Raw genomic sequence first — 866 nt, 5'->3', positions numbered from 1 at the left:
ATGGGCAAGGAAAAGTTTGAGCGCGGCAAGCCGCACTGCAACATTGGCACGATTGGTCACGTTGACCACGGCAAGACGACGCTGACGGCGGCGATCACGAAGTATTTCGGTGAATTCAGGGCCTATGACCAGATCGACGGTGCGCCCGAAGAGAAGGCACGCGGGATCACCATTTCGACCGCGCACGTGGAATACCAGACCGAAGCGCGGCACTACGCGCATGTCGACTGCCCCGGCCACGCCGACTACGTCAAGAACATGATCACCGGTGCCGCCCAGATGGACGGCGCGATCCTCGTGGTGAACGCGGCTGACGGCCCGATGCCGCAGACCCGCGAGCACATCCTTCTGGGTCGCCAGGTCGGCATCCCCGCCATGGTCGTGTTCATGAACAAGGTCGACCAGGTGGACGATCCGGAACTTCTGGAACTCGTCGAGATGGAAATCCGCGAGCTTCTGTCGGCCTATGATTACCCGGGCGACGACATCCCGATCGTTGCGGGCTCGGCGCTGCACGCGATGAACGGCACGCAGCCGGAAATCGGCGAGGCGAAGATCCGCGAACTGATGCAGGCTGTGGACGATTATATCCCGCAGCCGGCGCGTGCGATCGACCAGCCGTTCCTGATGCCGATCGAAGACGTGTTCTCGATCTCGGGCCGCGGCACGGTTGTGACCGGCCGGATCGAGCGCGGCATCATCAATGTCGGCGACAACATCGAGATCGTCGGCATCCGCGACACCAAGACCACGACCTGTACCGGTGTGGAAATGTTCCGCAAGCTGCTGGACCGCGGTGAAGCGGGCGACAACGTGGGCGTCCTGCTGCGCGGCATCGACCGTGAAGGCGTCGAGCGTGGCCAGGT

1 protein-coding gene is annotated in these 866 nt (G+C 62.9%); it reads left to right on the top strand.

Translation table 11 applies throughout. The features are described from left to right. The coding region (gene tuf, locus IEV82_RS23470; RefSeq protein ID WP_188484501.1) for an elongation factor Tu at positions 1-866 on the top strand (866 nt) is incomplete at both ends.

This window comes from Marivita lacus, assembly GCF_014637725.1.
In the GTDB taxonomy this organism is placed as follows: domain Bacteria; phylum Pseudomonadota; class Alphaproteobacteria; order Rhodobacterales; family Rhodobacteraceae; genus Marivita; species Marivita lacus.
This window is presented reverse-complemented; position numbering and strand designations above follow the sequence as displayed.